We start from the raw sequence: 25,318 nt of genomic DNA, 5'->3' as shown, positions 1-25,318 counted from the left end.
CGCTCAACCAGTCGTGTCCCGACCCTCGCCCCCTCCCCGGAGCGGTCCTAGAGTGACGCACATCACGTCCGTGGTCCTGGGAGGGCACATGACCCGTATCTCGGTGAAGGTGGACGGCACGGTGTATCAGGACGAGGTGGAGCCTCGTCTTCTGCTGATCCACTACCTGCGTGACCGGCTGGGCCTGACCGGCACCCCGATCGGCTGCGACACCTCCAACTGCGGGGCCTGCACCGTCGACCTCGACGGTGCGAGCGTCAAGAGCTGCTCGGTGCTCGCCGTCCAGGCGGACGGGAGCGAAGTGACCACGGTGGAGGGACTGGCCCGGAACGGGGAGTGGACCGGCCTCCAGCGTGCCTTCCACGAGCGGCACGCGCTCCAGTGCGGCTACTGCACCCCGGGCATGCTCATGGCGTCGCGCGATCTGCTGCGCGAGAACCCGCACCCGACCTCGGACGAGGTGCGTCACGCCCTGGAGGGCAACCTCTGCCGCTGCACGGGCTACCAGAACATCGTGCGGGCCGTGCTGGACGCCGCCGAATCCGCCGAGCAGGGGGTGACGACATGACCGAGGTCGGCATCGCCCGGCTCCGCAAGGAGGACGCCCGGCTGCTCACCGGACAGACCCGTTGGACCGACAACATCGACGCCACGGGGATGCTGCACCTGGCGGTCCTGCGCAGCCCCATGGCGCACGCCCGGATCGACCGGGTCGACGTCTCCCCCGCGCTCGAACGCCCGGGCGTGGTCGCTGCGTTCAGCGGCGCCGATCTCGCGGAGGGCATGGGCTCCCTCCCCTGCGCCTGGCCCGTGACCGAGGACATCGTGCTGCCCGACCACCCGCCGATCGCGACCGCCGAGGTGCGCTACGCGGGGGACCCGGTGGCGGTGGTGGTGGCCCGCGACCGGTACACGGCCGCCGACGCACTGGAAGCGATCGAGGTCGACTACGCACCGCTGCCCCCGGTCCTCGACCTGGAGGCCGCACTGGAGCCGGAGGCCCCCCTCGTCCACTCCGACAAGGGCACCAACCGCTGCTACGACTGGCCGCTGCGCACCGGCGAGGACTTCGCCGCCGTACGCCAACGCGCCGACGTGACCCTCAAGCGCCGCTACCACCAGCAGCGGCTGATCCCCAACGCCATGGAGCCGCGCGCGGTCGTCGTCACCCCGATCGCCTCGTCCGGCGAGTACACGGTCTACTCCTCCACCCAGATCCCGCACATCCTGCGGGTCATGCTCGCCGTGGTCACCGGCGTCCCCGAGCACAAGCTGCGGGTGGTCGCCCCGGACGTGGGCGGCGGCTTCGGCTCCAAGCTCCAGGTCTACGGCGAGGAGGCGCTCACCCTCGCGGTCGCACGCCGCCTCGGACGGCCCGTGAAGTGGACCGAGTCCCGCTCCGAGGGATACCTCGCCACCCATCACGGCCGGGGCATGATCCAGGACGTCGAGATCGCCGCGAACCGCGACGGCACCCTGCTCGGCCTCAAGGCGGACCTGCTGGTCGACATGGGCGCCTATCTGATGCTGGTCACCCCGGGCATCCCGATCCTGGGCGCGTTCATGTACCCGGGCATCTACAAGATGGGCTCCTACGAACTCAACGTCACCGGCGTCTTCACGACCAGGACGCCGACGGACGCCTACCGCGGCGCCGGTCGGCCGGAGGCGACGTACGCCATCGAACGGATCATGGACGAGCTGGCCGACGAACTCGGCCTGGATCCGGTGGAGTTGAGGCGCCGGAACTGGATCCGGCACGACGAGTTCCCCTACACGACGATCGCGGGCCTCACATACGACAGCGGCAACTACGAGGCCGCGACCGACAAGGCGCTCGCGCTGTTCGACTACGACAAGCTGCGCGCCGAGCAGGCGGACCGCAACCAGCGCGGCGACACCGTACGTCTCGGGATCGGGGTGTCGACGTACACCGAGATGTGCGGGCTCGCGCCGAGCCGGGTGCTGAGGGATCTGCGGTATGCGGCCGGCGGCTGGGAGGCGGCGAGCGTGCGCATGCTGCCGACCGGCAAGGTCGAGGTCGTCACGGGGACCAGCCCGCACGGACAGGGGCACGTGACCAGTTGGAGCCAGATCGCCGCCGATGTGCTCGGGGTGCCCTTCGACGATGTCCAGGTGGTGCACGGGGACACCAAGGCGGCTCCGCAAGGGATGGACACCTACGGCTCGCGGTCGCTGGTGGTCGGCGGCACGGCCGTGCTTCACGCCGCGACCAAGGTGGTGGACAAGGCCCGGAGGGTCGCCGCGCATCTGCTCGAAGCGAGCGAGCAGGACCTGGAGTTCACCGACGGCGTCTTCTCCGTGAAGGGGTCGCCGGACGCCCGCAGGACGATCCAGGAGATCGCCTTCGAGACGTTCACCTCGCACGACCTGCCCGACGGCGTGGAGCCCAGCATCAACGCCGGTCACCTGACCGACCCGGACAACTTCTCCTATCCGCACGGCACGCACCTGTGCGCGGTGGAGGTCGACACCGAGACCGGGCGGACGCGGATCAGGTCGTACGTCGCCGTGGACGACGTCGGCCGGGTGATCAACCCGATGATCGTCGAGGGCCAGGTGCACGGCGGGCTCGCGCAGGGCATCGCGCAGGCCCTGTACGAGGAGGCGGTCTACGACGACCAGGGCAACCTGGTCTCCGGCACGATGGCCGACTATCTGGTGCCCTCGGCGCCGGACCTGCCCGAGTTCGTGACGGACCGGACGGAGACGCCCGCGACCACGAATCCGCTGGGCGTCAAGGGAGTCGGCGAGGCGGGCACCATCGCCTCCACACCGGCCGTGGTGGGGGCGATCGTGGACGCGCTGCGGCCGCTCGGTGTGCGCGACCTGCGGATGCCCTGTACGCCCGAGCGGGTCTGGCAGGCCCTGAAGGAGGCCTCGGCATGATTCCTCCCAGCTTCGACTACAGCCGCCCGAGCAGCGTCGAGGAGGCGGTGCGCGCGCTCTCCGAGGGCGGCGAGGACGCCAAGGTGCTGGCCGGCGGGCAGAGTCTGCTGCCGCTGCTGAGGCTTCGGCTGGCCTTTCCCGAACTGGTGGTGGACGTCGGGCGCGTCCCGGGACTGACCGGGGTGCGCGAGGAGGGCGAGACCCTCGTCGTCGGCGCGCTGACCACCCACCACGACGTGATCCGCGACCCGCTGGTCCGCCGGCACGCGGGTCTCCTGGCCGCCGCCACGGCCGGGGTCGGGGATCCCGCCGTACGGCACCGGGGCACCCTCGGCGGCTCGCTCGCGCACGCCGACCCGGCCGGTGACCTGCCCGCCGTGGTGCTCGCCCTGGACGCGGAGCTGATCGCCACCGGGCCGGGCGGCAGGCGCGCGATTCCCGCGCGGGAGTTCTTCGTCGACTATCTCCAGACCGCGCTGGAGCCCGACGAACTCCTGGTGGAGATCCGGATACCGAAGACAGACGGCTGGGGTTTCCACTACGAGAAGTTCCACCGGGTGGCCCAGTCCTGGGCGATCGTCGGCGTGGCCGCGCTGGTGCGACGGGACGACGGGCACATCGCCGAGGCCAGGGTCGGGCTGACCAACATGGGGTCCACTCCGCTGCGCGCCCCGGCGGCCGAGGAGGCTCTGGCCGGCAGCGCGGACGAGCGGGCCGTGGCGCGGGCCGCGGAGTCGGCGGCGGAGGGGACCCAGCCCTCCCGGGACCTGTCCGGGTCGCCCGAGTACCGGGCGCATCTGGCGCGGGTGCTGACCAGGCGGGCGGTGCTGGCCGCCGCCGGGATGGGGCGAGCGGGACCGTGAACGGCCCGGAAGAGGTGCGGGCCCGCCTGGAGGAGACGGGGTATCTCGTCGACGACGGGCTGGCCGTCGCCTGCTTCCTGGCCCTCCGGCTGCACCGGCCGCTGTTCTGCGAGGGCGACGCGGGCGTCGGCAAGACCGCGCTCGCGGCCGCCCTCGCCGAGGCGCTCGGCGCCCCGCTGATCCGGCTCCAGTGCCACGAGGGCATCGACGCCTCGCAGGCCCTGTACGACTGGGACTTCCCACGTCAACTGCTGCATCTGCGGGCCGTCGAGGCGGCCGGCACCGTGGACGCCGACCGGCTGGAGAGCGAGCTGTACGACCGCCGGTTCCTGATCGCCCGGCCGCTGCTGCGCGCCCTGGAGACCTGCCCGTCAGTGCTGCTGATCGACGAGATCGACCGCGCCGACGACGAGTTCGAGGCGTTCCTGCTGGAACTGCTGTCCGAGTTCTCGGTGACGGTCCCGGAGCTGGGCACGGTGCGGGCGCAGGTGCCGCCGGTGGTCGTCCTCACCTCCAACCGGACCCGCGAGGTGCACGACGCCCTGAAGCGGCGCTGCCTCTACCACTGGTTCGACCATCCCGACTTCGCCCGGGAACTCGCCATCGTGCGGCGGCGGTTGCCCGGTGTGTCGGAAAAGCTGGCCGAGCAGGTGACCTCGCTGGTGCAGACACTGCGCTCCGCGGACCTGCTCAAGCCGCCGGGCGTGGCCGAGACGATCGACTGGGCCGAGGCACTCGACGCGCTGGGGGCGCGCGAGGTGGACGCGGAGCTGGGGCTGGCCACGCTGGGGTCGGTGCTGAAGTACCGGGAGGACGCGGAACGGGCGCGGGGGTTGCTTCCGGCGGCTCTGCGAGGTGCGTGATCACCATGTCCGGGACGGCCGATGGTGTCTTCCTCGCCTTTGCCCGCGCCCTTCGCGTGGCAGGAGTGGACGCGAGCGCCGAGCGGGTGCACGCCTTTCTGCGGGCGGTGGCCGAGCTGGGGCCGGCGCAGGTGTACTGGGCGGGGCGGCTGACCCTGTGCGGGAGCCACGAGGACCTGGAGCTCTACGACCAGGTGTTCGCGGCTCGCTTCGGCGGCGAGTCGGCCGAGGCCGGTCGGCGGGCGGCCCCTCCCGGGCAGTGGCTCGCCGTACGGGACACGCAGGCCGAGCCCCGCACCCGGGCACCCGACGAACCCGCACTCCCACCCTCGGCCGCCCTCGCCGGTTCCGCCGAAGTCCTGCGCCACCGCGACATCGCCGATCTGGACGCCGCCGAACGCGCGGCCCTGCGTCGCCTGCTGGCCGCCTTCGCCCTGCACGGCCAGGCACGGCGTACGGCCCGTCGCCGCCCGGCGAGGCGCGGTGCCGTGGATCCGCGCCGGACCGTGCGGGAGCTGTTGCGGCAGGGTGGGGAACCGGCCCGCCTCCGGCACCGTGCACGGGCCGAGCGGCCCCGCCGGGTCGTGCTGCTCGTGGACGTCAGCGGCTCGATGGCGCCGTACGCCGACGCGCTGCTGCGCTTCGCCCACGCGGCGGCCCATGGCGCCCGCGGTACCCGCACCGACGTGTTCACGATCGCCACCCGGCTGACCCGCGTCACCCGCGAGCTCTCGCACCGCGACCCGAACCTGGCGATGGCCGCCCTGGCCGCCGCCGTGCCGGACTGGCGCGGGGGTACCCGGCTCGGTGAGCTGCTGCGGGAGTTCCTCAACCGCTGGGGGCAGCGGGGCACGGCACGCGGGGCGGTCGTGGTGGTGCTGTCGGACGGCTGGGAGCGTGGCGATCCGGAGCTGCTCGCGGCGCAGATGCGACGCTTGCAGCGGCTGGCGCACCGGGTGATCTGGGCCAATCCGCGCAAGGCGCGTCCCGGTTACGCGCCCCTGGCCGCCGGGATGGCGGCCGCTCTGCCGAGCGTGGACGCGTTCGTCGAGGGGCACAGCCTGGCCGCGCTGGAGCGTCTGGCGGCGGTGGTGAAAGGAGCCGACGATGCGTGACATCCTCCCGGTGCTGAACGGCTGGTACACGGCAGGGGTGCCGTTCGGACTGGCCACGGTGGTCTCGACGAGCCGCAGCGCGCCGCGCGATCCGGGCGCGGCCATGGCCGTGGGCCCGGACGACGAGGTCGTCGGCAGTGTGTCCGGCGGCTGTGTCGAGGGGGCCGTGTTCGAGCTGGCCCAGGAGGTCGTGGCGAGCGGCGAGGCCCGCCTGGAGACCTTCGGGTACAGCGACGAGGACGCGTTCGCGGTGGGCCTCACCTGCGGCGGGGAGCTCACGCTTCTCGTACGTCCCGTGTCCGCCGCCCTCGATCCCGCGTTCGGCGAGATCGCGGAGTCGGTCGTGGCGGCCCGCCCGGTGACCGTGGCGACGGTGACCGACGGCCCGGCACCCCGCGGTGCCACGCTCGCCGTGTGGCCGGACCGGGTCGCGGGCACCCTCGGCACCACCGGCCTCGACGTGGCGGTCACCGCCGACGCGCGCGGCGAACTCGCCCTGGGCGCGACGGGGTTGAGGCACTACGGCCCGCACGGTGAGCGGCGCGAGGACGCAGTCACCGTCTTCCTGCACTCCTTCGCCCCGCCGCCCCGCATGCTGGTCTTCGGCGCGATCGACTACGCGGCCGCGGTCGCCCGGATCGGCGCCTTCCTGGGCTACCGGGTCACGGTCTGCGACGCCCGCCCGGTCTTTGCCACGCCGAAGCGCTTCCCGGAGGGCGTGGAGGTCGTCGTGGACTGGCCGCACCGCTACCTCGGCGGCACCGACACCGACGAACGCACCGTGATCTGCGTCCTGACCCACGACCCGAAGTTCGACGTGCCCCTGCTGGAGGAGGCGCTGCGCCGGCCTGCGGCGTACATCGGGGCGATGGGCAGCCGGCGCACCCACGACGACCGGATGAAGCGGCTGACCGAATCGGGGCTGACCGAGGCCGAGTTGTCCCGGCTGCGCTCCCCGGTCGGCCTCGACCTCGGTGCCCGTACACCGGAGGAGGTCGCCGTGTCCGTGGCCGCCGAGATCGTCGCGCTGCGCTGGGGCGGCAGCGGTGCCCCGCTGACGGCGACGGCGGGGGCGATCCATCCGTCTTCGTGAAGCCTGCCTGGAGGAAGTCATGGAACTGCACCACGAGTTCACCGTGCCGGTCCCGGTCGACGAGGCCTGGCGTGCGCTCCTCGACATCGAGCGGGTCGCGCCCTGCATGCCCGGGGCGAGCGTCGAGGACTACGACGGCAAGACCGTGACCGGCTCCGTGAAGGTCAAGGTCGGACCGATCACCGTGACGTACCGGGGAACCGCCGTCTTCGAGGAGCAGGACGAGTCCGCGCACCGCATGGTGCTGATCGCCGGCGGCCGGGAGACCCGCGGCCAGGGCACCGCACGGGCCACGGTGACCGGCACGCTCACCGGGCAGGACGGCGGTACGGCCGTGTCGGTGCGGACGGATCTGGCGGTGACCGGGCGGCCGGCGCAGTTCGGGCGAGGTGTGATGGCGGAGGTCGGCGACCGGCTGGTCGGCCAGTTCGCCCGGTGTCTGGCGGAGCGGCTGGGCGGGCCGGAGAGGGTTCCGGGCCCGGTGGGCGAGCCGGAGACGGCTCCGGAGCCGGTCCGCCCCGCCCAGGAGCCCGACGACGAGCCGCTCGACCTGCTGCGTGCGATCGGCGTACCGGTCGCCAAGCGGGCCGCGGCGGCACTGGTGGCGGCTGCCGTCGCGGTGATCGCGACCATCCGGATACGGCGAATGTGGAATCGACGGGTGTGAGCCGCCCTCGAAGGGGTAGGCGACGAACAACGGGAGAGGGCGTCCGAAACCCTCGCCCCACCTCCGATCGGGAAGGAGGTCCGTGAGAACGCACACTCGCAGCGTCCGGGCCGCTCCCCTGCATTCGGAGCGGCCCGGACCTTCATGAGTGCCGGTGTATCAGGCGGCACTGACAGCCCCGGGTGCCTGTGAGTCCTACGGCGAAACGATCCGCGGCGGCAGGCGGTGCAGCGTGACGTCCGTGAGGCGGCCGTCGGCCACGGTCGCCGTCATGTAGGTGCAGTGGGGCTGGCGGCGGCGGTCGGTCGGCGAGCCGGGGTTGAGCAGTCGCAGTCCGCCGGGGGCGGTGGTGTCCCAGGGGATGTGGCTGTGGCCGAAGACCAGGACGTCGGCGTCGGGGTAGCGGGCGGCGCAGCGGGCCTCGCGGCCCTGGGCGGCGCCGGTCTCGTGGACGACGGCGAAGCGCAGGCCGCCGAGGTCGGCGTACGCCACCTCGGGCAGCCGTGCGCGCAGTTCGGGTCCGTCGTTGTTGCCGTAGACCCCGACGAGCCGTGCACTGCGGCTCTCCAGCAGGTCGAGGGTGGCGGTGTCCACCCAGTCGCCGGCGTGGAAGACGACGTCGGCGCGCGGGAGCTCGGCAAGCAGCGGGGACGGAAGCTGCTTGGCGCGCTTGGGCAGGTGGGTGTCGGACGTCAGCAGCAGGCGCACAGGATCACCCTAGAGGAGCTTGCGGCCCCGCCGTCCGTCAGCCGGCGTCCACGCTGTGCCCCTCCGCACACGTTCTTCAGCAGGACCGTTCCACCGGGGCCTTCCGCGCCCCTCACCTGCTGTGGTCCGGCGTCTCGGTTGGGCGGCCGACTCCTTGATCCACCCGCCGCGACGGTCTGTGACTTTTCACTCACTCAGCGGAGTTAACATCGCGCCACAAAGCGTCGATCCGTGACGCAAGCCACAAACCACCCAAGGAGTCCGGACACCGATGCCGGTCAAGGTCAGCGTCGTCATCCCCGTCTACAACCCGGGGAACCACATCGAGGACTGCATCGCCTCGCTGCGCAGGCAGTCCCTGCCCCCGGAGGAGTTCGAGGCGATCTTCGTCGACGACGGTTCGACCGACGACACGCCGGCCCGGCTCGACGCGCTGGCCGCCGAGGTCGCCAACGTGACGGTCATCCACCAGGACGCCTCGGGCTGGTCGGGCAAGCCCCGCAACGTCGGAATGGCCGCCTCCCAGGGCGAGTTCGTCATGTTCGTCGACAACGACGACTACCTCGGCGACGAGGCCCTGGAGCGCATGTACGACTACGCGGTCGCCAACGGCGCCGACGTGGTGGTGGGCAAGATGGCCGGCAAGGGGCGAGGTGTGCCGGTGGAGCTGTTCCGCCGCAACCACCCCCGTGCCACCGTCGACAACGCCCCGCTGATCGACAGCCTGACACCGCACAAGATGTTCCGGCGGGCCTTCCTGGACCGGATCGGCCTGCGCTTCCCCGAGGGCAGGCGCCGGCTGGAGGACCACGTCTTCGTCACGGAGGCGTATCTGCGCGCGGACAACGTCTCCGTGCTCAGCGACTACGTCTGCTACTACCACCTCAAGCGCGACGACGGGACCAACGCGGGCTTCCAGCGCTTCGACCCGGTGGGCTACTTCCAGAACCTGCGTGAGGCGCTCGACGTCGTCGAGAAGTACACCGAGCCGGGGCCGACCCGCGACCGGTTGTTCCGTCGCTGGCTGCGCAACGAGATGGTCGAGCGGATGCGCGGCAGGCGGCTGCTCGCCGCGCCCGAGGACTACCGCAAGGAGCTCTTCACCGAGATCCGCGGGGTGGTCCTCGAGCGCTTCGGGCCCGGTGTCGCGGCCGGCCTCCAGCCCACCCAGCAGGTCGTCGCCGCCCTGATCGCCGACGGCCGGCTGGACGACCTGGTCGCGTTCGCCGAGTGGGAGGCCTCCATCGCCTCGCGAGCCGAGCCGGACGGCGTCGAGTGGGACGGCGGTGTGCTGCGGGTCGGCCTGTCCGCCGAACTCGCCTCCCGCGGTACGCCGATGACCTTCCCCGCCGAGGGCAGCGCCGCCCCGCTCACCGAGCCGCCGGCCTCCGTCGAGGAAGCCGTGGACTGGGTCGGCGCCCAAAGCGTGGCCGGCTTCCAGCGCGCCACGGTCGATCTGCTGCTGCGGGAGCGCGCCAGCTCCGCCCAGTACTTCCAGCCGGTGGAGTTCTCCCGGGAGACCGTCCCGGGTGAGGACGGCCGGGTGCGGCTGGTGCTGCGGGGCACGGCAGCCCTGGACCCGGCCACCGCGGCCGACGGCAGCCCGCTCGGCGCCGGGCTGTGGGACGTGTTCGTCCGCGTCAAGCTCTCCGGCTGGACCAAGGAGTCCCGGCTGGGCCCGGTCCCCCTCAAGGGGCGTACCGCCGCGGACGCCGGTGTGGCGGGCGGCCGGGTCGTACTGCCGTACTGGACCACGAAGGAGGGCACCCTCGCCCTGGATGTGGACACCGCGAGCAAGCGCCTGAACCTCGGCCGGGTCACGTGCGGCGAGGTGACGATCACCGGTGACCGTGTCGAGGTGCCGGTACCGTTCCACGTGCCCTGTGACACGCCGCTGCTGCTCGAGCTCACCCGTGGTTCCGGCGCCGCGCCCGCGAAGGTGCCCGGCACCCTGCGTCCCCGGGGCTCCGCGGCCCTCCTGGAGGCTGACTTGCCGGTCGCCGACCTGGCCGGAGGGCCCTGGCGGGTCGCGCTGAGCCCGGCGCCCGACGCGCCGGAGCCCCGCTTCCATCCGCTGCCGTTCGCGCTGCGGGTGAAGGCGGGCAGGGTTCAGGTCGTGACCGTGCGCCCGCCCCGGCCCACTGCCGGGAAGCGACTGGTCCGCAGGGCGCGGCGGCTGGCCGGGAGGCTGGTCGCCAGGCTCCGGGCACGCGGCAGGTAGAAACAGATCCGGGGAGGACGCCGACGCGTCCTCCCCGGATCACCGCCAGTCGCTCAGCCGGCGTCGCTGAGCTGCTTCAGGCTGGTGCGCAGGCGCTCCCAGCTGCGGTCACGCCTGCTGCCGCGGTTGCGGGCGTTCACCAGGGGCTTCCAGAAGGCCGCGTCGATCAGCGTCTCCGGCTGGATCGCCACGGTCCGCTCCAGGACCGTCTCCGGCACCTTCTGCGGGTCGGGGACCACGTACTCCGCGATGATCTCGTCGTACTTGTCCTTGAGCACCGTGTTGCTCGGGTCCGCGCCGAAGACCACGAGCTGGCCGGTGGGCTCGGTGTCGACGAGGACCGTCTCCAGGTCGGGCCGGTAGCGGTTGAGAACCTCGATCATCTTGTAGACGTCACCGGTCCAGGCGTTGGTGTGCCGGTCGCGGGCCGCCTCGTCCACGTTGCGCGGCAGCATGTCGTCGAAGACGATCACGCTGGCCCAGTCCGAGTGCTTCTCGACGTTGATGAAGTCGCGGAGCGCGTACTCGAACAGGTGCATGCCGTCGATGAACGACAGGTCGAGCGTGACGTCCTGCCAGTAGCCGAACGGGCTGCGGTTGCGCACGATGTTGCGCAGCGGGTGACGGCCGCCCTTCAGGTGCTGCAGCGGGTTGTCGCGCGCGAAGAAGTCGTCGCTGGTGGCCTTGGCCAGATGGACGTCGCAGCGGATCTCGGAGACCACCTTGAACGCCGGGTCGATCGCGATGCTCGGTACCCGGGAGAACGTCAGGCTGCGGCCGTCGTTGACGCCGATCTCCAGGTAGTTGCGGTTCGCGCTGGCTTTGTGGAGCCCCCGCAGGAACTCGTGACGTTTCACTGGGAAATCTCCTTGCGGATGTGTGGCAGTGCTTCATGCAGGGCGGACCGCCGGTCCCGGCGCAAGGCCGGCGCGGGCCCCCGTCCACCAGTCGTGCCCCGAGGGCGACGATGGTGGGGCGTGGTGCGGGCCCGTCGAGGGCCACGCTGCTGGTGGGGTCGGCCCGGCAGGGGCCGACCGAGGTGCCGGAACGGGAACGCGGTGCTCAACTCGCCCGAGCGGACGTGATCGGCGGCGAGGAGCCTCATGAATGGATCTGCACCTTGCTGTGGTCCCCGAGGGAGGTGTCCCGCAGCTCGATGGGGAACTCCACCTCGGTGTCCACGATCCGGCAGTTCTCCGCGACGGAGGTGACGGGGCCGACGGAGGAGTCGTTGACCGCCGACATGTCGACGTCGTCGACGAAGTCGTGGTCGCCGAGCCAGCGCCCCGCGTCGGCGATGGATTCGAGGCCGTGGAACAGGACGGCCTTGTCGGCGACGGGCACCAGTTGTACGGCCGAGGTGTGCGTGATCGGCCGTAACCGTGTACCGGCCCCGCCGGACAGCACGAGAGCCTTCATTTGCGTCACCCTAGCCCGAATCCGGAGGAACCGGTCCAGGCCGAGGGCTGACTCGGGAGTGCGGCGTGGACGCTCAGTCCTCGCCGCGGAAGATGTTGCCCTCCCCGGTGCTCGCCGTGGTGGTCGCGCCCCGGTCCTCGATCGCGGGCAGGCAGGTCCGCAGGTCTCCCTTGCCGTGCAGGCGGCGGGTCCTGGACCAGCCCGTCTCGGGCCGGCGTGCGACGGGTTTCTCAACGGTCTGCGAGATCACGGCGGTTCACCGTCCTTCCATGCTGCCCCTCCGGGTCCCCCGGGAGGCTCGGGACAAACGGGCCGGGAGACCCGTCAGCCCCTCGCCGCCGCACACACATTCGCCGGGGATCGGGCGCACCGGAACTTGACGGCCGGGCCGAACCGGCCTGCCCGGCTCAGGTGTTGGGCCGAGCGACGCTGATGTCGCCGAGGGCCGATCCCGGATCGCGTTCCATGGCCGCGTCGCCGAGGGCGACGATGCCGATGGGGTGGCCGTGGTCGACGACCGGGATCCGGCGCACGGCGTGTTCGCGCATGAGCTCGATGGCGTGGTCCAGGTCGTCCTCGGGCGTGACGGTCACCAGATCGTCACTGCACGCGCCGGCCACGGTGGTCTGCTCCGGATCGCCGCCGCCGGCGAGCGAGCGCACCACGAGGTCACGGTCGGTGACCAGACCGCGCAGTTCGTCGCCGTCGGTGACCAGGACGGCGCCGAGGTCCTGGTCGCGCATGATCCTGGCGACGGCTGTCACGGAGGTCTGCGGTTCCACGGTGACCGGGGCGCTGGTCATGATGTCGCTGACGTGCTGAGTCATGACGTACCTCTCTTCTGCGGGTGGTGCGCTCCGGGTACCCCTCCTCAGGCGTCCAGTGCGATTTCGCTCCACACCTGCTTGCCGCCGCTGACGGGGACGCTCCCCCAGGCCGCCGACACGGCCTCCACGAGGAGGATGCCGCGGCCGCCGGTGGCCTCCCAGCCGATGTTGGTGGGCTTGACGGGGGTGCGGGGCGAGGCGTCGGCGACGGAGACGCGCAGCCGGCGGCCGACGAGGGTGAGGGCGAGGCGGACCTGGCCGCCGGTGTGCACGAGGGCGTTGGTGACGAGCTCGGAGACGACGAGCAGGGCGGTGTCCATCGCGTCCTCCGGGACGCCCCAGACGCGCAGCGTGCGCCGGGTGAAGCGGCGGGCGTGCCGGGCGGCCTCGGGGACCCGCCAGACGGTCCAGCTCTCCCGGAGCGGATGGGTGGCCATGCCGTCGTAGCGCAGCAGGAGCAGGGCGACGTCGTCGCTGCGGCGGGCGCCTCCGAGCAGGGCGTCGGCGACGAGGCCGAGGTGGTCGGGGTCGGAGACGGCCAGCCCGTGGGCGAGGCGGTTCATGCCCTCGTCGATGTCGGCCTCGGTGGATTCGACCAGGCCGTCGGTGGTCAGGGCGATCAGGGTGCCGGGCCGCAGCCGCAGCGGGGTCATCGGGAAGTCGGCCTGGGCCACCACGCCGAGCGGGGGGCCGCCGTCCGCCTCGGCGATCTCCGTGGTGCCGTCGGGGTGGCGCAGCACCGGCGGCAGATGTCCGGCGCGCACGCACCAGGCGGTGCCCTCCTCCAGGTCGAGGTCCAGATAGACGCAGGTGACGAAGAGGTCGGTCTCCAGGTCCATCAGGAGGCGGTTGGCGCGGGCGACGACGACGTCCGGGGAGTGACCCTCGACGGCGTAGGCGCGCAGGGCGGTGCGCATCTGGCCCATGAGGGTCGCGGCGGCGGCGCTGTGGCCCTGGACATCCCCGATGACCAGGGCGACGTGGTTGTCGAGCAGCGGGATCACGTCGTACCAGTCGCCGCCCAGCTCCAGGCCCGCGGTGCTGGGCAGATAGCGGGCGACGGCGATCGCGCCGGGCAGTTTGGGCAGGCGGCGGGGCAGCAGCTGGCGCTGGAGCATGCCGACGAGTTCGTGCTCGGCGTCGAGGGCGTGGGCGCGCATCAGGGCCTGTCCGGCGAGGCCTGCGGAGGCCGTGAGCAGGGCGCGTTCGTCGGGGCCGAAGTGGTGCGGGGTGTCCCAGCCGATGAGGCAGGCCCCGGCCATGCGGCCCGCGGCGGGCAGCGGAAGGACCGCGAGGCCGCCGGGGCCGACGTCGGCGAGGGCGGGTTCGAGGACGGTGCCGGCGGGCCAGATCTGGGCGCGGCCCTCACGCAGGGCCGTGGCCAGGGTGGGCATGGCCCGCACCGGCGCCTCGGGCCACTCGCTGCGCCACTCCAGGCGCCACAGCTCGGGCCAGGACTCCGGTTCGGGCGGGTCGAGAACGGTGACGACGAGCCGGTCGTTCTCCAGCTCGGCGAGGGCGATCCGGTCGGCCCTCAGCGGGGCGCGGAGGGCGGAGACGACGGCCTGGCTGACGTCGCGGACGGTGCCGGCCATGGAGAGGGCGGCGGCCAGGCGTTGCACGCGGGACACGTCGGTGACGTCGGAGCGCAGGGTGGAGGCGTCGGCGACGGTGCCCACGAGCTGGGAGGGACTGCCCTCGCCGCCGGGCAGCATGCGGCCGCGCAGCCTGAGCCACTTGGGTGGCCCCGACAGCTGGAGGATGCGGAACTCCAGCTCACGGTCGCCGATGGACATGTGGCCGGCCTCGAACAGCGACATCAGCGAGGGCAGGTCCTCGGGGACGGTCAGGCCGAGCAGGGTCTCGACCTTGCCGTCGAAGGCGGCCCGGCTCATGCCGAACAGCTCCAGGATCCCGTCGCCGACCTCGATGCGGCCGGTGTCCATGGCGAGGCTGAAGGCGTTGGGTTGCAGTTCCGCGCCGTCCGTGGCGACCACGGGGGCGGGGCAGACGATCGCGTCGGCGATCAGTTCGAGGGCTTTGCGGTCCTCGTCGTCGAAACCGTGCGGGTCCTCGCTGACGGCGACGAGACAGGCTCGGCCGTCGTCGCCGTGCGCGGGCAGGACGGCCAGGTGGAAGTCGCGCCGGCCCGCCCTGCGGGGCTCCGAGCAGGCGGCGACTCCCTCCGGGCCGAGGAAGACCGGCCGGCCCGAGCGGTGCGCGTCGGCGGGCGGGGAGTCGCCGGAGCTCGGATAGCTGTCGCGCAGCCCGTAGACCGTTCGGGGGACGCCGGCCGACTCGACGAGACCCAGCAGGTCCCCGTCCTCGCCGGGGGTGTACACGGCGGCGAGGGTGGCCCCGGCGAAGACGAGCGCCTGTTCGAGGACACGGCGCAGCCTTTCGGGCGATCCGGGACCGTCCGTGACCGATGTCAGGGCATTTTCGGCACGCAACGCTCCCGTTCTGCGTCCCGCAGCGCCCTCACTCACCACTTCGCCATTACAGCGCTTATACGGCACGTGCGCAGCCCCTGTGAGCGTTCCGTGGAGCCTCTGCGCGCAGACGCGCTCGAAACCCTTCGAACACTTCTTGACGCATGCGTTCCGCACGGTGATCTCGTGACAGCCGTGACTGTCCGTGGCCACCGCCCCGCTGGAAGGCTCGTCGGCGGGCCACGGAAGGGGACGCATGGACAAGCGGTACGAGGTGTACGCGCTCGCCGACAGGCACTTCTACGAGACGCCCGACCGGATCTCGGCCGGCGAGGCGCCCCTCTACGAGACGGCGCGCCGCGCGGTGCCGGACGGCTGGGACGCGGCACGCATCGGCGACTGGCTGACGCTCACGCCGCTCGGCCCGGACGGGAAGCCGGTGCCGGGCCCGTCCCAGGGCTGGAAGATCCACGCCTCGGCCACCCGGGCGGACGCGGAACAGATCGCCGCGATCGTGTGGGACTACTGCGTGCCCCGGCGCATCTCGTTCAAGTTCGTGCCGGGTCCGCATCTGCTGCACCTGCGCAACACCAAGTACGCGGCCCGCGACACCAGTGGCAAGTTCGTCACCGTCTACCCCTCCGACGAGAAGCAGCTGCACGACGTGCTGCGGGAGCTGGGCGAGCTCCTGGAGGGCTTCGAGGGGCCGTACATCCTCACCGATCTGCGCTGGTCCGAGGGCCCGCTGTACGTCCGCTACGGCGCGTTCGCGCGCACCTTCGTCGTCGACGACCGGGGCTCGCTGGTGCCGGCGGTACGGGACGGCGAGGGCAAGCTGGTGCCGGATCGCCGGGCGCCGTCCTTCCAGGTGCCCGAGTGGGTGACGCTGCCCGCCTTCCTGGAGCCCCACCTGGAGGCGCGCAACACCACCACGGTCGGCGAGCTGCCGTATCGCATCGAGAAGGCTCTGCACTTCTCCAACGGCGGCGGGGTCTACACGGGCACCGACACCCGCAACGGGCGCAAGGTCGTCCTCAAGGAGGGCCGGCCGCACGCGGGCCTGGCCGCCGACGGGGCGGACGCGATCGCCCGGCTGGAGCGGGAGAAGGCCGCCCTGGAGCAGGTCGCGGGGACCGGCGTGGTGCCCGAGGTGCGGGACTGGTTCGCGCTCGGCGACCACCGCTTCCTGGTCATGGACTTCCTGGAGGGGCGCCCGCTGAACTCGTTCTTCGCCGAGCGGCATCCGCTGCTCACCCCGGACCCCGATCCGCGGGCCGTGGCCGACTACACGGCGTGGGCGGTGCGGATCCACGGGGCGGTGGAACGGGCGGTGGAGGCGGTGCACGCGCGCGGGATCGTCTTCAACGACCTGCACGTCTTCAACATCATGGTCGGCCCCGACGAGGAGTCGGTCTCCCTGCTCGACTTCGAGGCGGCGGCGCCGGTCGAGGAGAACGGCCGCCAGGTGGTCGCCCACCCCGGCTTCTTCGCCCCGCCGGACCGCACGGGCATCGACGTCGACCGCTACGCCCTGGCCTGTCTCAGGCTCGCCCTGTTCCTGCCGGTGACCACGCTGTTCGTGGTCGACCGGGGCAAGGCGGCCCATCTGGCCGAGGTGATCCTGCGTCAGTTCCCGGACGTACCGAAGGAGTTCCTCGACGAGGCGGTCGCGGAGATCACCCGGGACACCGCCACGCGGGGCCCGGGGGACATCGGCGGCGAGCGTGCGGCCGTCCACGCCGGGATCGCGCCGTCCTTCGTCGAGCCGGGCGACTGGCCCTACAGCCGTGACTCCATGGTGAAGGCGCTCCTCGCCTCGGCCACTCCGGAGCGCGAGGACCGGCTTTTCCCCGGTGACATCACGCAGTTCAACGACGGCGGCGGCCTCGGGCTCGCACACGGCACGGCCGGGGTCCTGTACGCCCTGGGCGCGGTCGGCGCCCAGCGGTACGAGGAGGGCGAGCGCTGGCTCCTGGCCCGCACCGCGCCACCGCCGACGGGCACACCGCTCGGGCTCTGCGACGGTCTCGCGGGCATCGCCCACGTCCTGGACCGGCTCGGCCACCGGCAGCGTGCCCTCGACCTGGTCGAGCGCGTCCTCGCGGAACGCTGGCAGAACCTGTCCTCCGACCTGCACGGCGGCCTCGCCGGTCTCGGTCTGGTTCTCGGTGAACTGGCCGGCACCACAGGTGAGTCGGAGCTGCGGGAGCGGGCCGCCGAGGCCGCCGACATCCTCGTACGACGACTCGCGCAGCCCCTCGCCGACACTGCCAAGCGGCGCCGGGCCGGGCTGCTGCGGGGATGGACCGGGCCCGCGCTCTTCCTTCTGCGGCAGTACGAACGCACCGGTGAGCCGCTGCTGCTGAGGGCGGCGGAGGTGGCGCTGCGGCGGGACCTGGAGTGCTGCGTGACGCACCCGAGGGGCTCGCTGGAGGTCGACGAGGGCTGGCGGACCCTGCCCTACCTCGGTGAGGGAAGCGCCGGCATCGGGATGGTCCTGGACGACTACCTCGCCCTGGGCGCCGACACCGAGGGGGAGTTCGAGCGGGCGCGCGCCGGGGTCCTGACCGCCGCCACCAGCCGCTTCTACGTACAGCCCGGTCTCTTCCAGGGCCGCGCCGGGATGATCCTGCACCTGGCGCGCACGGACACCCCCGGCGCGACCCGCGAGCGGCTCGCCGAACAGATCGACGGGCTCGGCTGGTTCTCGATGGACTACCAGGGCCAACTGGCCTTCCCCGGTCACCAGATGATGCGCCTGTCGATGGACCTGGGCACCGGAACGGCAGGGTGCCTGCTCGCGCTCGGCGCGGCCCACACGGCCCCCGGCGATCCGGTCACCGCGCACCTGCCGTTCCTGCCGCCACTCCGGCGGCCCCCCATACGCGGTTCCGCGACCTGACGGAGCCGTGACCCAACCCCGTCCCCACGGGTGGACGACACCGAAGAAAGGAAACCGAGATGGCACTTCTCGACCTGCAGACGATGGAGTCCGACGAGCACACCGGCGGCGGCAACAGCACCCTGAGCCTGCTGTCCTGCGTCAGCGCGGCGAGCGTCACGCTCTGTCTCTGACAGGCATCGTGCGCCCATGACTCCGGGCGGTCCACTCCCGCGAGGGAGGGGCCGCCCGGGGTTCTGCACAGCTCCGGAAGGCGCCGTATGACGACTCGCACCTCGCCGCCCGCCACGCACGGCCTCCTGGGTCCGGCCCCCGCCCGTTGTCTGGTCCTGTGCCTGGTGAGCACGGCCGCCACCGGCGCCGGACTGCTGCTGCCGGCCGCGCTCGGCCGCACCCTGGACCTGCTGCTGGCGCAGGCGCCGGCGGCCCGCTGGGTGCTGTACTGCGCCGCGCTGGTCCTCCTCATCGCCCTGCTCGACGCGGCGGAGACCGTTCTCGGCGGCACCGTCGACGCCCGCACCACCGCCTGGCTGCGCCGCCGCCTCACCGGACACGTCCTGGCCGTCGGCCCGCGCGCCACCGCCCGTTTCGGGCCCGGTGACCTCGTCGCCCGCCTCGTCGGCAACGCCGCGCAGGCCGGCACGGCACCGACCGCCCGCGCGGCACTGCTCGCCGCGCTCGCCGGACCGGTCGGCGCCGTGGTGGCCCTCGGCCTCGTCTCCCCCTGGCTCGCGGCCGTGTTCCTGGCCGGAGCGCCGGTGCTCGCCCTGCTGCTGCGCGCCTTCGCGCGCGACACCCGGGAATGCGTGACGCGCTACCAGGAGGTGCAGGGCCGGATCGCGCAGGCGCTCTCGGAGGCCGTCGGCGGACACCGCACCATCCGGGCCGCGGGCACGGAGGACCGGGAGACGGCCCGCGTTCTGCGCCCGCTGCCCGAGCTGTCCGAGGCCGGTCACCGCATGTGGCAGGTGCAGGGCCGGGCCTCGGGCCAGTCCGTCGCCGTGGCCCCGCTGCTGCAGCTCGGTGTCGTCGCCGTGGCCGGAGTGCTGCTCGCCCGGCACCGGGTCACGGTGGGCGAGGTCCTCGCCGCCTCCCGGTACGCGGTCCTCGCCACCGGGATCGGCGTGCTGGTGGGACAACTCGCCGGCCTGGCCAGGGCCCGGGCCGCGGCGGGACGGCTGGACGAGGTCCTGGCGGAGTCCCCCGTCGGACACGGCGAGCGCCGGCTGCCGCCCGGTCCGGGGCGGCTGGAACTGCGCGGCGTCACCGCCCTGCGCGGCGGACGTGCCGTGCTCGACGGGGTCGACCTCGTCGTACCGGGCGGGACGACGCTCGCGGTGGTGGGCCGGTCGGGGGCGGGCAAGTCACTGCTCGCCGCGGTCGCCGGGCGGCTCGCCGAACCGGACGCCGGGGAGGTGCTGCTCGACGGGGTGCCGCTGCGCGAGCTCACCCACGACGAACTGCGCCGTGCGATCGGGTACGCCTTCGAGCGCCCCGCTCTGCTGGGCGGCACCGTCGAGGAGGAGATCGGCCTCGCCCTCGGCTCCCCCTCCCCCGCCCGTGTCCGGGAGGCCGCCCGTACGGCCCACGCGGACGACTTCGTGCGCCGGCTGCCCGACGGTTACGACACCCTCGTCGCCGACGCCCCACGCTCCGGCGGGGAGTCCCAACGGCTCGGTCTCGCCCGGGCGTTCGCGCACGGCGGCCGCCTGCTCATCCTCGACGACGCCCTCTCCAGCCTCGACACGGTGACGGAGGCCCGCATCGCCGAGGCCCTGGTGAACGGCGGGGCCGGCGGCACCCGCCTGCTCGTCGCCCACCGCACCGCGACGGCGGCCCGCGCGGATGCGGTGGCCTGGCTGGACGGGGGGCGGGTGCGGGCGGTGGGGCCGCACGAGGAGCTGTGGCGGGCGGCGGAGTACCGGGCGGTGTTCGGGAGCGGGCCGGAGGGGGCGGACAGCTGGGACGGGGGGCCGTCATGAGCCAGGGCACCGTGACCGACGGGATCTACGCGCGCGGTCTCCGGTTCCTGGGGGCCCGGTGGCGGGTTCTCGTCCGGCTCGGTGGCTGGTCCGTGCTGGAGACCGGGCAGACCTTCCTCACCGGGTACGCGCCCGCACGTGCCCTGGACGAGGGGTTTCTGGCCGGGCGGCCCGGCGTCGGACTCGCGTGGCTCGGGGTGGCCGGGATCGGGGTGCTCGTGGGCGCCTGGGGGACGGTACGGGTGTACGCCGCCGTCGCCGCGTTGGTCGAGCCGCTCCGGGACGTCCTGGTCGGGCGGGTGGTCGAGCGCGGGGTGCGGGAGGCGGACGCGGGGGCGCTGTCCGGGCTGACCCAGCAGGTGGAGATCGCGCGGGACACGTTCGCCGGGCTGGTCATGGTGTCGCGTTCGTTCGTGTTCACGGCCGTCGGCGCCGTCGCCGGACTGGCCTCGCTCGACCCGCTGCTCCTGCTGGTCGTGGTGCCGCCGCTCGTCGCGGGCCTCGGCCTGTTCGCGGCCACGCTGGGTCCGCTGGCCCGCCGTCAGGAGGAGTTCCTCGTCGCCGACGAGGCGCTGGCCGAGGGTCTCGGCAGGGTCTGCCCGGGGCTGCGGGACATCACGGCGGCCGGTGCGGAGGACCGGGTCGCCGCCGACACGGGCCGACTTGTCGACACCGAGCAGCGGGCCGCGTACTCCCTCGCCCGCTGGTCCGTCCTGCGCGTGGTCTCCCTGGCCCTCGGCGGCCAGCTCCCGATCGTCCTCCTCCTCGCCTGCGCGCCCTGGCTCCTGGCCCGGGGCGTCACCACGGGCGCCCTGGTCGGCGCCCTCGCCTACGTCACCCAGTCGCTGCTCCCCGCCCTGCGCAACCTGGTCCACGGGCTGGGGACGAGCGGCTCCCGGCTGGTGGTGGTCCTGCGGCGACTGGTCCGGGAGCCCGCAGCCGAACCGGGCGCCGAGCAGTCGGTCGTGCGGACGGGGTCACACGGCGCGAATCCGCTGCCCGGGAGGCGTCCCGTGGCCCACGACCTCGCTGTGGCCGCGGGCGCTCCCGCGGAGTCGGACGCGCGCGACGACGACCTCACCGAGGCGAGGCCCGCCGACCGGCACGCCGAGCCGGGCCACCGCCTCGCCCCGCACGCCGGGGCACGGGCGGCGGACCACGAGTGCGACAGCAGCCCCACCGAGGCCGCCACCGCACACACCCCCGCACGCGAGGCACCGCACGACCCCGGCACCAGCCCCACCAAAGCCGACACCCCGCACAGCACCGCACCGCACACGACAGACCGCAACTCCACGCGCGCCGCCGTCCTCTCCCTCGCCTCCGTCTCCTTCGCCTACGGCCCCGCCGCCACCCCCGTCGTCGACCGACTCGACCTCGACCTCCCACCCGGCGCCCATCTGGCCGTCGTAGGCCCCAGCGGGATCGGGAAGTCCACGCTCACGGCCCTGATCGCAGGGCTCCTCCACCCCACGGGCGGCAGAATCCGGCTCTGCGGGCTCCCCGTCCCCTCCCCCGACGCGGCCGCGCTGCGCGTGCTCATTCCGCAGGAGGCCTACGTCCACACCGGCACCCTCGCCGAGAACCTCGGGCATCTGCGGCCGGACCCGGTGCCCGAGCCGGAGCTGCTCGCGGCTGCCGAGGCGGTCGGTCTCACCCCGCTGCTCGAAGCCCTCGGCGGATCCCGGGCGACCGTCGACCCGGCCGCACTCTCCGCCGGTGAGCGGCAACTCGTCGCGCTGACCCGGGCGTATCTGTCGTACGCCCCCCTCGTCCTGCTCGACGAGGCCACCTGCCACCTCGACCCGCAGGCCGAGGAACGCGCCGAGCGGGCCTTCGCGAGCCGGCCGGGCACCACGCTGGTCGTCGTCGCCCACCGGATCAGCTCCGCCCGCCGCGCCGGGCGCGTGCTGCTGATGGACGGCCCGCGCACGGCGTACGGCACCCACGAGGAGCTGGTGCGCGACTCGCGGGCGTACCGCGAACTGGTGGGCGGCTGGACGGCCGTGGTCCCGAAGCGGTCAGAGCCAGCCCTGTCCCTGGGAGATCCGGATCGCGTCGATGCGGTTGCGGGCCCCGGTCTTTCGGGTGATCGCGGCCATGTAGTTGCGCACGGTCCCGTGGGACAGGCACAGGCTTCCCGCGATCTCCGCGATGGAGGCCCCCTCGGCCGCGAGGGATAACACGCTCAGCTCCCGTCTGGTCAGCGGCATCTCGGCGGCCTGGAGGAAGCCGAAGCCCAGCGAGTCGTCGACGAAACGTTTCCCTTCGGCGACCCTCCGGATCCCGCGCGCGAGCCGCTCCGGTGCCGCCCCCTCCTTGTCGACGTACCCGAGCGCTCCCGCCTCGACGGCCCGCTTCAGCAGTCCCGGCCGGTTGGCGCTGGCCATCACGAGAAGGCGCGGCGGACTCCGGTCCGGCTCGCGCACGGACAACTCCCCCAGCGGCGGGATGCCGTACGCGTCGGAGCAGTCGAGGTCGGCCGCGCAGACGTCGGGACGTACGGCTCGCAGACGGCCGGGCGCGCTGTGCCAAGGGGTGTCGAACACCCCGAGGTCCGGTTCCCGGCTGAGCCACTCCGCCAGGGCCGATCTCACCAGACACGCGTCGTGCACCAGAAGCACCCGGATCACCGCTCGTCCCCCTCGACTCACTGCACTTGTTTCCGTGGCATGAACGCGTGCCCCATTGTTCGGGTCCTGGACCGCCCTCGGGCGCGAAGAACTGGCCATCAAGGTGCGCGGGGGCGCACAGAGGGCGCCCGTGTGCCGTCGCGCGCTTCCACTGTGGGGGCATGGCCCGGGGCCGAGGGGGTACGCGGTCGCTCTCGCCGTCGCGCGGGCACCCGTGTGCCCGCGCAGGGGAACGCTCGCCGTGCGGGACCTGCCGAGAGGGGGCAGATTTGATCCCTGGGGCCCGGCACGCGACAGCGGCCCGCGCCCCTTCCGGGACGCGCCCGTGCGAGGAGGTGGTCGGCGTGTCCGACGGGCATAGGTCCGCCCAGGCGCCGGCGAGCGCACGGACCCGGGTGGGACGGCCGCTGCTGTCCCTCGCCCTGGCGTCGATGATGGACGAGGTGCACGCCCACTCCGGCGCGGTGTATCTCGTGGCCGCCGACGAACCCGTGCTGGAGATGGCGGTGATGGCGGGCCTGCCACGGGCGTTCGCGGCGCCCTGGGAGCGGGTGGGACTGAGCGCGCCGATCCCGGTCGCGGAGGCGGCGCGGGAGCGGCGGCTGGTGTGGGTGGGCGGCGAGCACGAGATGGCGCGCCGCTTTCCGCGGATCGCCGTGGTGCTGCCGTATCCCTTCGCGCTGGCCGCGGTGCCGGTGGCGACCTCGTCCAAGGTGTACGGCGCCGTCTTCGTGACCTGGCCCGGTTCGCACCCCCCGGACCTGTCCGACCGGGAGCGGGAGCACCTGATCGCGGCCTGCGGGCGGCTCGCGGTGCGGCTGGAGCGGGCGGTGGAGGACAACGTGTCACCGCACGCCGAACCGGATCTGCTGGGCGCGGCCCAGGTCGGAAGCCCGGCCGGGACGCTGGGCACGGTGGAGGCGGCGCGGATGGTGGCGAGGCTGCCGTACGGACTGTGTTCGCTCGATCTGCACGGCCGGATCTCCTTCGCCAACGCCGCGGCGGCCGAGCTGATCGGTGTACCGGTCTCCCAGTTGCTGGGCTCGCAGCTGTGGGCGGCGGTGCCCTGGCTCAACGACCCGGTCTACGAGGACCGCTACCGGGCCGCGCTGCTCAGCCAGCACAGCACGTCGTTCGTGGCGCTGCGGCCGCCCGTGGACTGGCTGTCGTTCCGGCTGTACCCGAGCACGAGCGGGCTGAGCGTCCGGGTCAGCCGGGCCCGGGCGGTGACGGACATGAACCGGTCCGGTCCGCAGCCCGGCGACTCGCCGCCCCGGCTGGTCACGATCTCGCAGCTGCTGAGCCTGGCCGGGGCTCTGACCGAGGCGGTGGGCGTGCAGGACGTGGTGCAGCTGGTGGCGGACGAGATCGCCCCCGCGGTGGGGAGCCAGGCACTGGTGGTGCTCGGTTCCCGGGCGGGGCGGCTGCGCGTGCTCGGGCATCGCGGGTATGCGGACGCGCACGTCGTGGAGCGGTTCGACGGGCTGCCGCTGTCGGAACCGACGCCGGGTACGCATGCCCTGACCACCGGGGTGCCGGCGTTCTTCGACTCCCGGGAGCAGTTGGAGCGCCTGTATCCGAGGCGGCACGCCACCCCCGACGGGTTCGAGGCCTGGGCCTATCTGCCGCTGATCGCCTCCGGGCGCCCGGTGGGCACCTGTGTGCTGGCCTACACCGAACGGCATCCCTTCCCCGCGGACGAGCGGGCGGTGCTGACGAGTCTCGGCGGGCTGATCGCGCAGGCCCTGGAGCGGGCCGTCCTGTACGACGCCAAGCACCAGTTGGCGCACGGCCTGCAGGCGGCCCTGCTGCCGCACAGCCTGCCTTCGCTGCCCGGCATCGACGCGGCGGCCCGCTATCTGCCGGCCACGCAGGGCATGGACATCGGCGGCGACTTCTACGACCTGGTGCCGGTGGACGGGATGGCGGCGGCGGTGATCGGGGACGTGCAGGGACACAACGTGACGGCGGCCGGGCTGATGGGGCAGATCCGGACGGCGGTACGGGCGTACACGACCGTCGGCCAGACACCGGCGGAGGTCATGCGCTCGACGAACCGGCTGCTGATCGATCTCGGCGCCGAGCTGTTCGCGAGTTGCCTGTACCTGCGGCTCGATCCGCGGCGGGGTCGGGCCGTCATGGCCCGGGCCGGGCATCCGCCCCCGCTGCTCCGGCGGCCGGACGGCCGGGTGCGGGTGCTGGACCTGGCCGGGGGCCCGCTGCTGGGCATCGACGGCTCGGCCGTCTACCCGACGACGGAGGTGGACCTCGCGCCCGGTTCCGTCCTCGCCCTTTACACCGACGGCCTGATCGAGTCCCCCGGTGTCGACATCGAGGACGCGCTCACCGATCTGGGACGGCAACTCGCCGAGGCCGGTGACCGTCCGCTCGACGAGCTGGCCGACGAACTCGTCCGGCGCAGCGCCGCCGCGAGGGAGCGGATCGACGACGTGGCGTTGCTGTTGCTACGGGCCCGCGACTGACCCGGGCGGAGAGCCGACGGCCCACCCGGTGGAAACACGCCGGTCCGGCCCTCCCGCCGGAGGGCCGGACCGTTGCACCTCCCGGGCCGGAACCGCGGTGTGGCCGGGAGGTGGTCGTGCGGGCCGGCGTCGGCAGCGGAGGGTGGGGGGATGGGCCGCTGCCGACGCGGCCGGTTCACGGTGTGGCTTCGGACCGACGG

18 protein-coding genes and 2 pseudogenes are annotated in these 25,318 nt (G+C 73.2%); 13 read left to right on the top strand and 7 right to left on the bottom strand.

Going from position 1 to position 25,318, the window contains the following annotated elements:
• Window positions 1-88 precede the first annotated feature (88 nt).
• The 7 genes from RNB18_RS00885 to RNB18_RS00855 are packed head-to-tail and all read left to right on the top strand — an operon-like array spanning window position 89 to window position 7,511.
• Entirely contained in the window at window positions 89-568 is a 480-nt protein-coding gene (locus RNB18_RS00885; RefSeq protein WP_311712185.1) for a (2Fe-2S)-binding protein, read from the top strand.
• Window positions 565-2,910 (top strand): xanthine dehydrogenase family protein molybdopterin-binding subunit, encoded by a 2,346-nt coding sequence (locus RNB18_RS00880; protein ID WP_311712184.1) that lies wholly within the window; start codon window positions 565-567, stop codon window positions 2,908-2,910. Before RNB18_RS00885 ends, RNB18_RS00880 begins: the two co-directional genes overlap by 4 nt.
• The gene (locus tag RNB18_RS00875) at window positions 2,907-3,773 is read left to right on the top strand and encodes an FAD binding domain-containing protein (RefSeq protein ID WP_311712183.1); all 867 of its coding nucleotides are present in this window, start codon (window positions 2,907-2,909) and stop codon (window positions 3,771-3,773) included. Before RNB18_RS00880 ends, RNB18_RS00875 begins: the two co-directional genes overlap by 4 nt.
• Entirely contained in the window at window positions 3,770-4,636 is an 867-nt protein-coding gene (locus RNB18_RS00870) for an AAA family ATPase (protein WP_311712182.1), read from the top strand. The genes RNB18_RS00875 and RNB18_RS00870 overlap by 4 nt, the downstream gene beginning before the upstream one ends.
• A 5-nt stretch (window positions 4,637-4,641) precedes the next feature.
• Complete coding sequence (locus tag RNB18_RS00865) at window positions 4,642-5,751, top strand: vWA domain-containing protein (protein ID WP_311712181.1); 1,110 nt, start codon at window positions 4,642-4,644, stop codon at window positions 5,749-5,751.
• Window positions 5,744-6,844, top strand: coding sequence for an XdhC/CoxI family protein (locus RNB18_RS00860; RefSeq protein WP_311712180.1), 1,101 nt, complete (start codon window positions 5,744-5,746; stop codon window positions 6,842-6,844). The genes RNB18_RS00865 and RNB18_RS00860 overlap by 8 nt, the downstream gene beginning before the upstream one ends.
• A 19-nt stretch (window positions 6,845-6,863) precedes the next feature.
• Entirely contained in the window at window positions 6,864-7,511 is a 648-nt protein-coding gene (locus RNB18_RS00855) for an SRPBCC family protein (protein ID WP_311712179.1), read from the top strand.
• 195 nt (window positions 7,512-7,706) lie between these two features.
• Here the strand turns inward: RNB18_RS00855 and RNB18_RS00850 are convergent, their stop codons facing one another.
• Window positions 7,707-8,219: a metallophosphoesterase family protein gene (locus RNB18_RS00850; protein ID WP_311712178.1), complete on the bottom strand. Its 513-nt coding sequence runs from the start codon at window positions 8,217-8,219 to the stop codon at window positions 7,707-7,709.
• Between the two features lie 271 nt (window positions 8,220-8,490).
• Here RNB18_RS00850 and RNB18_RS00845 point away from each other — a divergent pair, with 271 nt between their 5' ends.
• A complete protein-coding gene (locus RNB18_RS00845) occupies window positions 8,491-10,440 on the top strand; it encodes a glycosyltransferase family 2 protein (protein WP_311712177.1) in 1,950 nt (649 codons plus the stop codon).
• Window positions 10,441-10,493: 53 nt separating this feature from the next.
• Here the strand turns inward: RNB18_RS00845 and RNB18_RS00840 are convergent, their stop codons facing one another.
• The 5 genes and pseudogenes from RNB18_RS00840 to RNB18_RS00820 all read right to left on the bottom strand — a co-directional run bounded on the left by RNB18_RS00840 (window position 10,494) and on the right by RNB18_RS00820 (window position 15,178).
• On the bottom strand, window positions 10,494-11,297 hold the full coding sequence (locus RNB18_RS00840) for a class I SAM-dependent methyltransferase (RefSeq protein WP_311712176.1): 804 nt from the start codon (window positions 11,295-11,297) through the stop codon (window positions 10,494-10,496).
• Between the two features lie 427 nt (window positions 11,298-11,724).
• Window positions 11,725-11,859: pseudogene (locus RNB18_RS00835) on the bottom strand (sugar phosphate nucleotidyltransferase); the annotation flags it as partial.
• A gap of 73 nt (window positions 11,860-11,932) precedes the next feature.
• A complete protein-coding gene (locus RNB18_RS00830; RefSeq protein ID WP_311712175.1) occupies window positions 11,933-12,109 on the bottom strand; it encodes a hypothetical protein in 177 nt (58 codons plus the stop codon).
• A gap of 157 nt (window positions 12,110-12,266) precedes the next feature.
• On the bottom strand, window positions 12,267-12,686 hold the full coding sequence (locus RNB18_RS00825) for a CBS domain-containing protein (protein ID WP_311712174.1): 420 nt from the start codon (window positions 12,684-12,686) through the stop codon (window positions 12,267-12,269).
• A 44-nt stretch (window positions 12,687-12,730) separates the two neighbouring features.
• On the bottom strand, window positions 12,731-15,178 hold the full coding sequence (locus tag RNB18_RS00820; protein ID WP_311712173.1) for a SpoIIE family protein phosphatase: 2,448 nt from the start codon (window positions 15,176-15,178) through the stop codon (window positions 12,731-12,733).
• A 196-nt stretch (window positions 15,179-15,374) separates the two neighbouring features.
• Between RNB18_RS00820 and lanKC the strand changes: the two genes are divergently transcribed.
• The 4 genes from lanKC to RNB18_RS00800 all read left to right on the top strand — a co-directional run bounded on the left by lanKC (window position 15,375) and on the right by RNB18_RS00800 (window position 22,185).
• Entirely contained in the window at window positions 15,375-18,020 is a 2,646-nt protein-coding gene (gene lanKC / locus RNB18_RS00815) for a class III lanthionine synthetase LanKC (protein ID WP_311712172.1), read from the top strand.
• A gap of 59 nt (window positions 18,021-18,079) precedes the next feature.
• On the top strand, window positions 18,080-18,193 hold the full coding sequence (locus tag RNB18_RS00810) for a SapB/AmfS family lanthipeptide (protein ID WP_057612996.1): 114 nt from the start codon (window positions 18,080-18,082) through the stop codon (window positions 18,191-18,193).
• Window positions 18,194-18,280: 87 nt separating this feature from the next.
• A complete protein-coding gene (locus tag RNB18_RS00805; RefSeq protein ID WP_311712171.1) occupies window positions 18,281-20,002 on the top strand; it encodes an ABC transporter ATP-binding protein in 1,722 nt (573 codons plus the stop codon).
• Complete coding sequence (locus RNB18_RS00800; RefSeq protein ID WP_311712170.1) at window positions 19,999-22,185, top strand: ABC transporter ATP-binding protein; 2,187 nt, start codon at window positions 19,999-20,001, stop codon at window positions 22,183-22,185. The genes RNB18_RS00805 and RNB18_RS00800 overlap by 4 nt, the downstream gene beginning before the upstream one ends.
• On the opposite strand, the pseudogene RNB18_RS00795 reads toward RNB18_RS00800, so the two are convergent.
• Window positions 22,108-22,392: pseudogene (locus tag RNB18_RS00795) on the bottom strand (LuxR C-terminal-related transcriptional regulator); the annotation flags it as partial. The gene RNB18_RS00800 and the pseudogene RNB18_RS00795 sit on opposite strands and share 78 nt — an antisense overlap.
• A 578-nt stretch (window positions 22,393-22,970) precedes the next feature.
• Here RNB18_RS00795 and RNB18_RS00790 point away from each other — a divergent pair.
• Window positions 22,971-25,118, top strand: a complete 2,148-nt coding sequence (locus RNB18_RS00790) for a SpoIIE family protein phosphatase (protein ID WP_311712169.1) — start codon at window positions 22,971-22,973, stop codon at window positions 25,116-25,118.
• Window positions 25,119-25,318 lie beyond the last annotated feature (200 nt).

The organism is Streptomyces doebereineriae (genome assembly GCF_031845645.1).
Classification (GTDB): Bacteria; Actinomycetota; Actinomycetes; order Streptomycetales; family Streptomycetaceae; genus Streptomyces; species Streptomyces canus.
This window is presented reverse-complemented; position numbering and strand designations above follow the sequence as displayed.

Bases quoted from the DNA above. Each gene is read 5' to 3' on its own strand.
- RNB18_RS00885 (WP_311712185.1), top strand. From the start codon at position 89: ATGACCCGTATCTCGGTGAAGGTGGACGGCACGGTGTATCAGGACGAG.
- RNB18_RS00880 (WP_311712184.1), top strand. From the start codon at position 565: ATGACCGAGGTCGGCATCGCCCGGCTCCGCAAGGAGGACGCCCGGCTG.
- RNB18_RS00875 (WP_311712183.1), top strand. From the start codon at position 2,907: ATGATTCCTCCCAGCTTCGACTACAGCCGCCCGAGCAGCGTCGAGGAG.
- RNB18_RS00865 (WP_311712181.1), top strand. From the start codon at position 4,642: ATGTCCGGGACGGCCGATGGTGTCTTCCTCGCCTTTGCCCGCGCCCTT.
- RNB18_RS00860 (WP_311712180.1), top strand. From the start codon at position 5,744: ATGCGTGACATCCTCCCGGTGCTGAACGGCTGGTACACGGCAGGGGTG.
- RNB18_RS00855 (WP_311712179.1), top strand. From the start codon at position 6,864: ATGGAACTGCACCACGAGTTCACCGTGCCGGTCCCGGTCGACGAGGCC.
- RNB18_RS00845 (WP_311712177.1), top strand. From the start codon at position 8,491: ATGCCGGTCAAGGTCAGCGTCGTCATCCCCGTCTACAACCCGGGGAAC.
- RNB18_RS00825 (WP_311712174.1), bottom strand. From the start codon at position 12,686: ATGACTCAGCACGTCAGCGACATCATGACCAGCGCCCCGGTCACCGTG.
- lanKC (WP_311712172.1), top strand. From the start codon at position 15,375: ATGGACAAGCGGTACGAGGTGTACGCGCTCGCCGACAGGCACTTCTAC.
- RNB18_RS00810 (WP_057612996.1), top strand. From the start codon at position 18,080: ATGGCACTTCTCGACCTGCAGACGATGGAGTCCGACGAGCACACCGGC.
- RNB18_RS00805 (WP_311712171.1), top strand. From the start codon at position 18,281: ATGACGACTCGCACCTCGCCGCCCGCCACGCACGGCCTCCTGGGTCCG.
- RNB18_RS00800 (WP_311712170.1), top strand. From the start codon at position 19,999: ATGAGCCAGGGCACCGTGACCGACGGGATCTACGCGCGCGGTCTCCGG.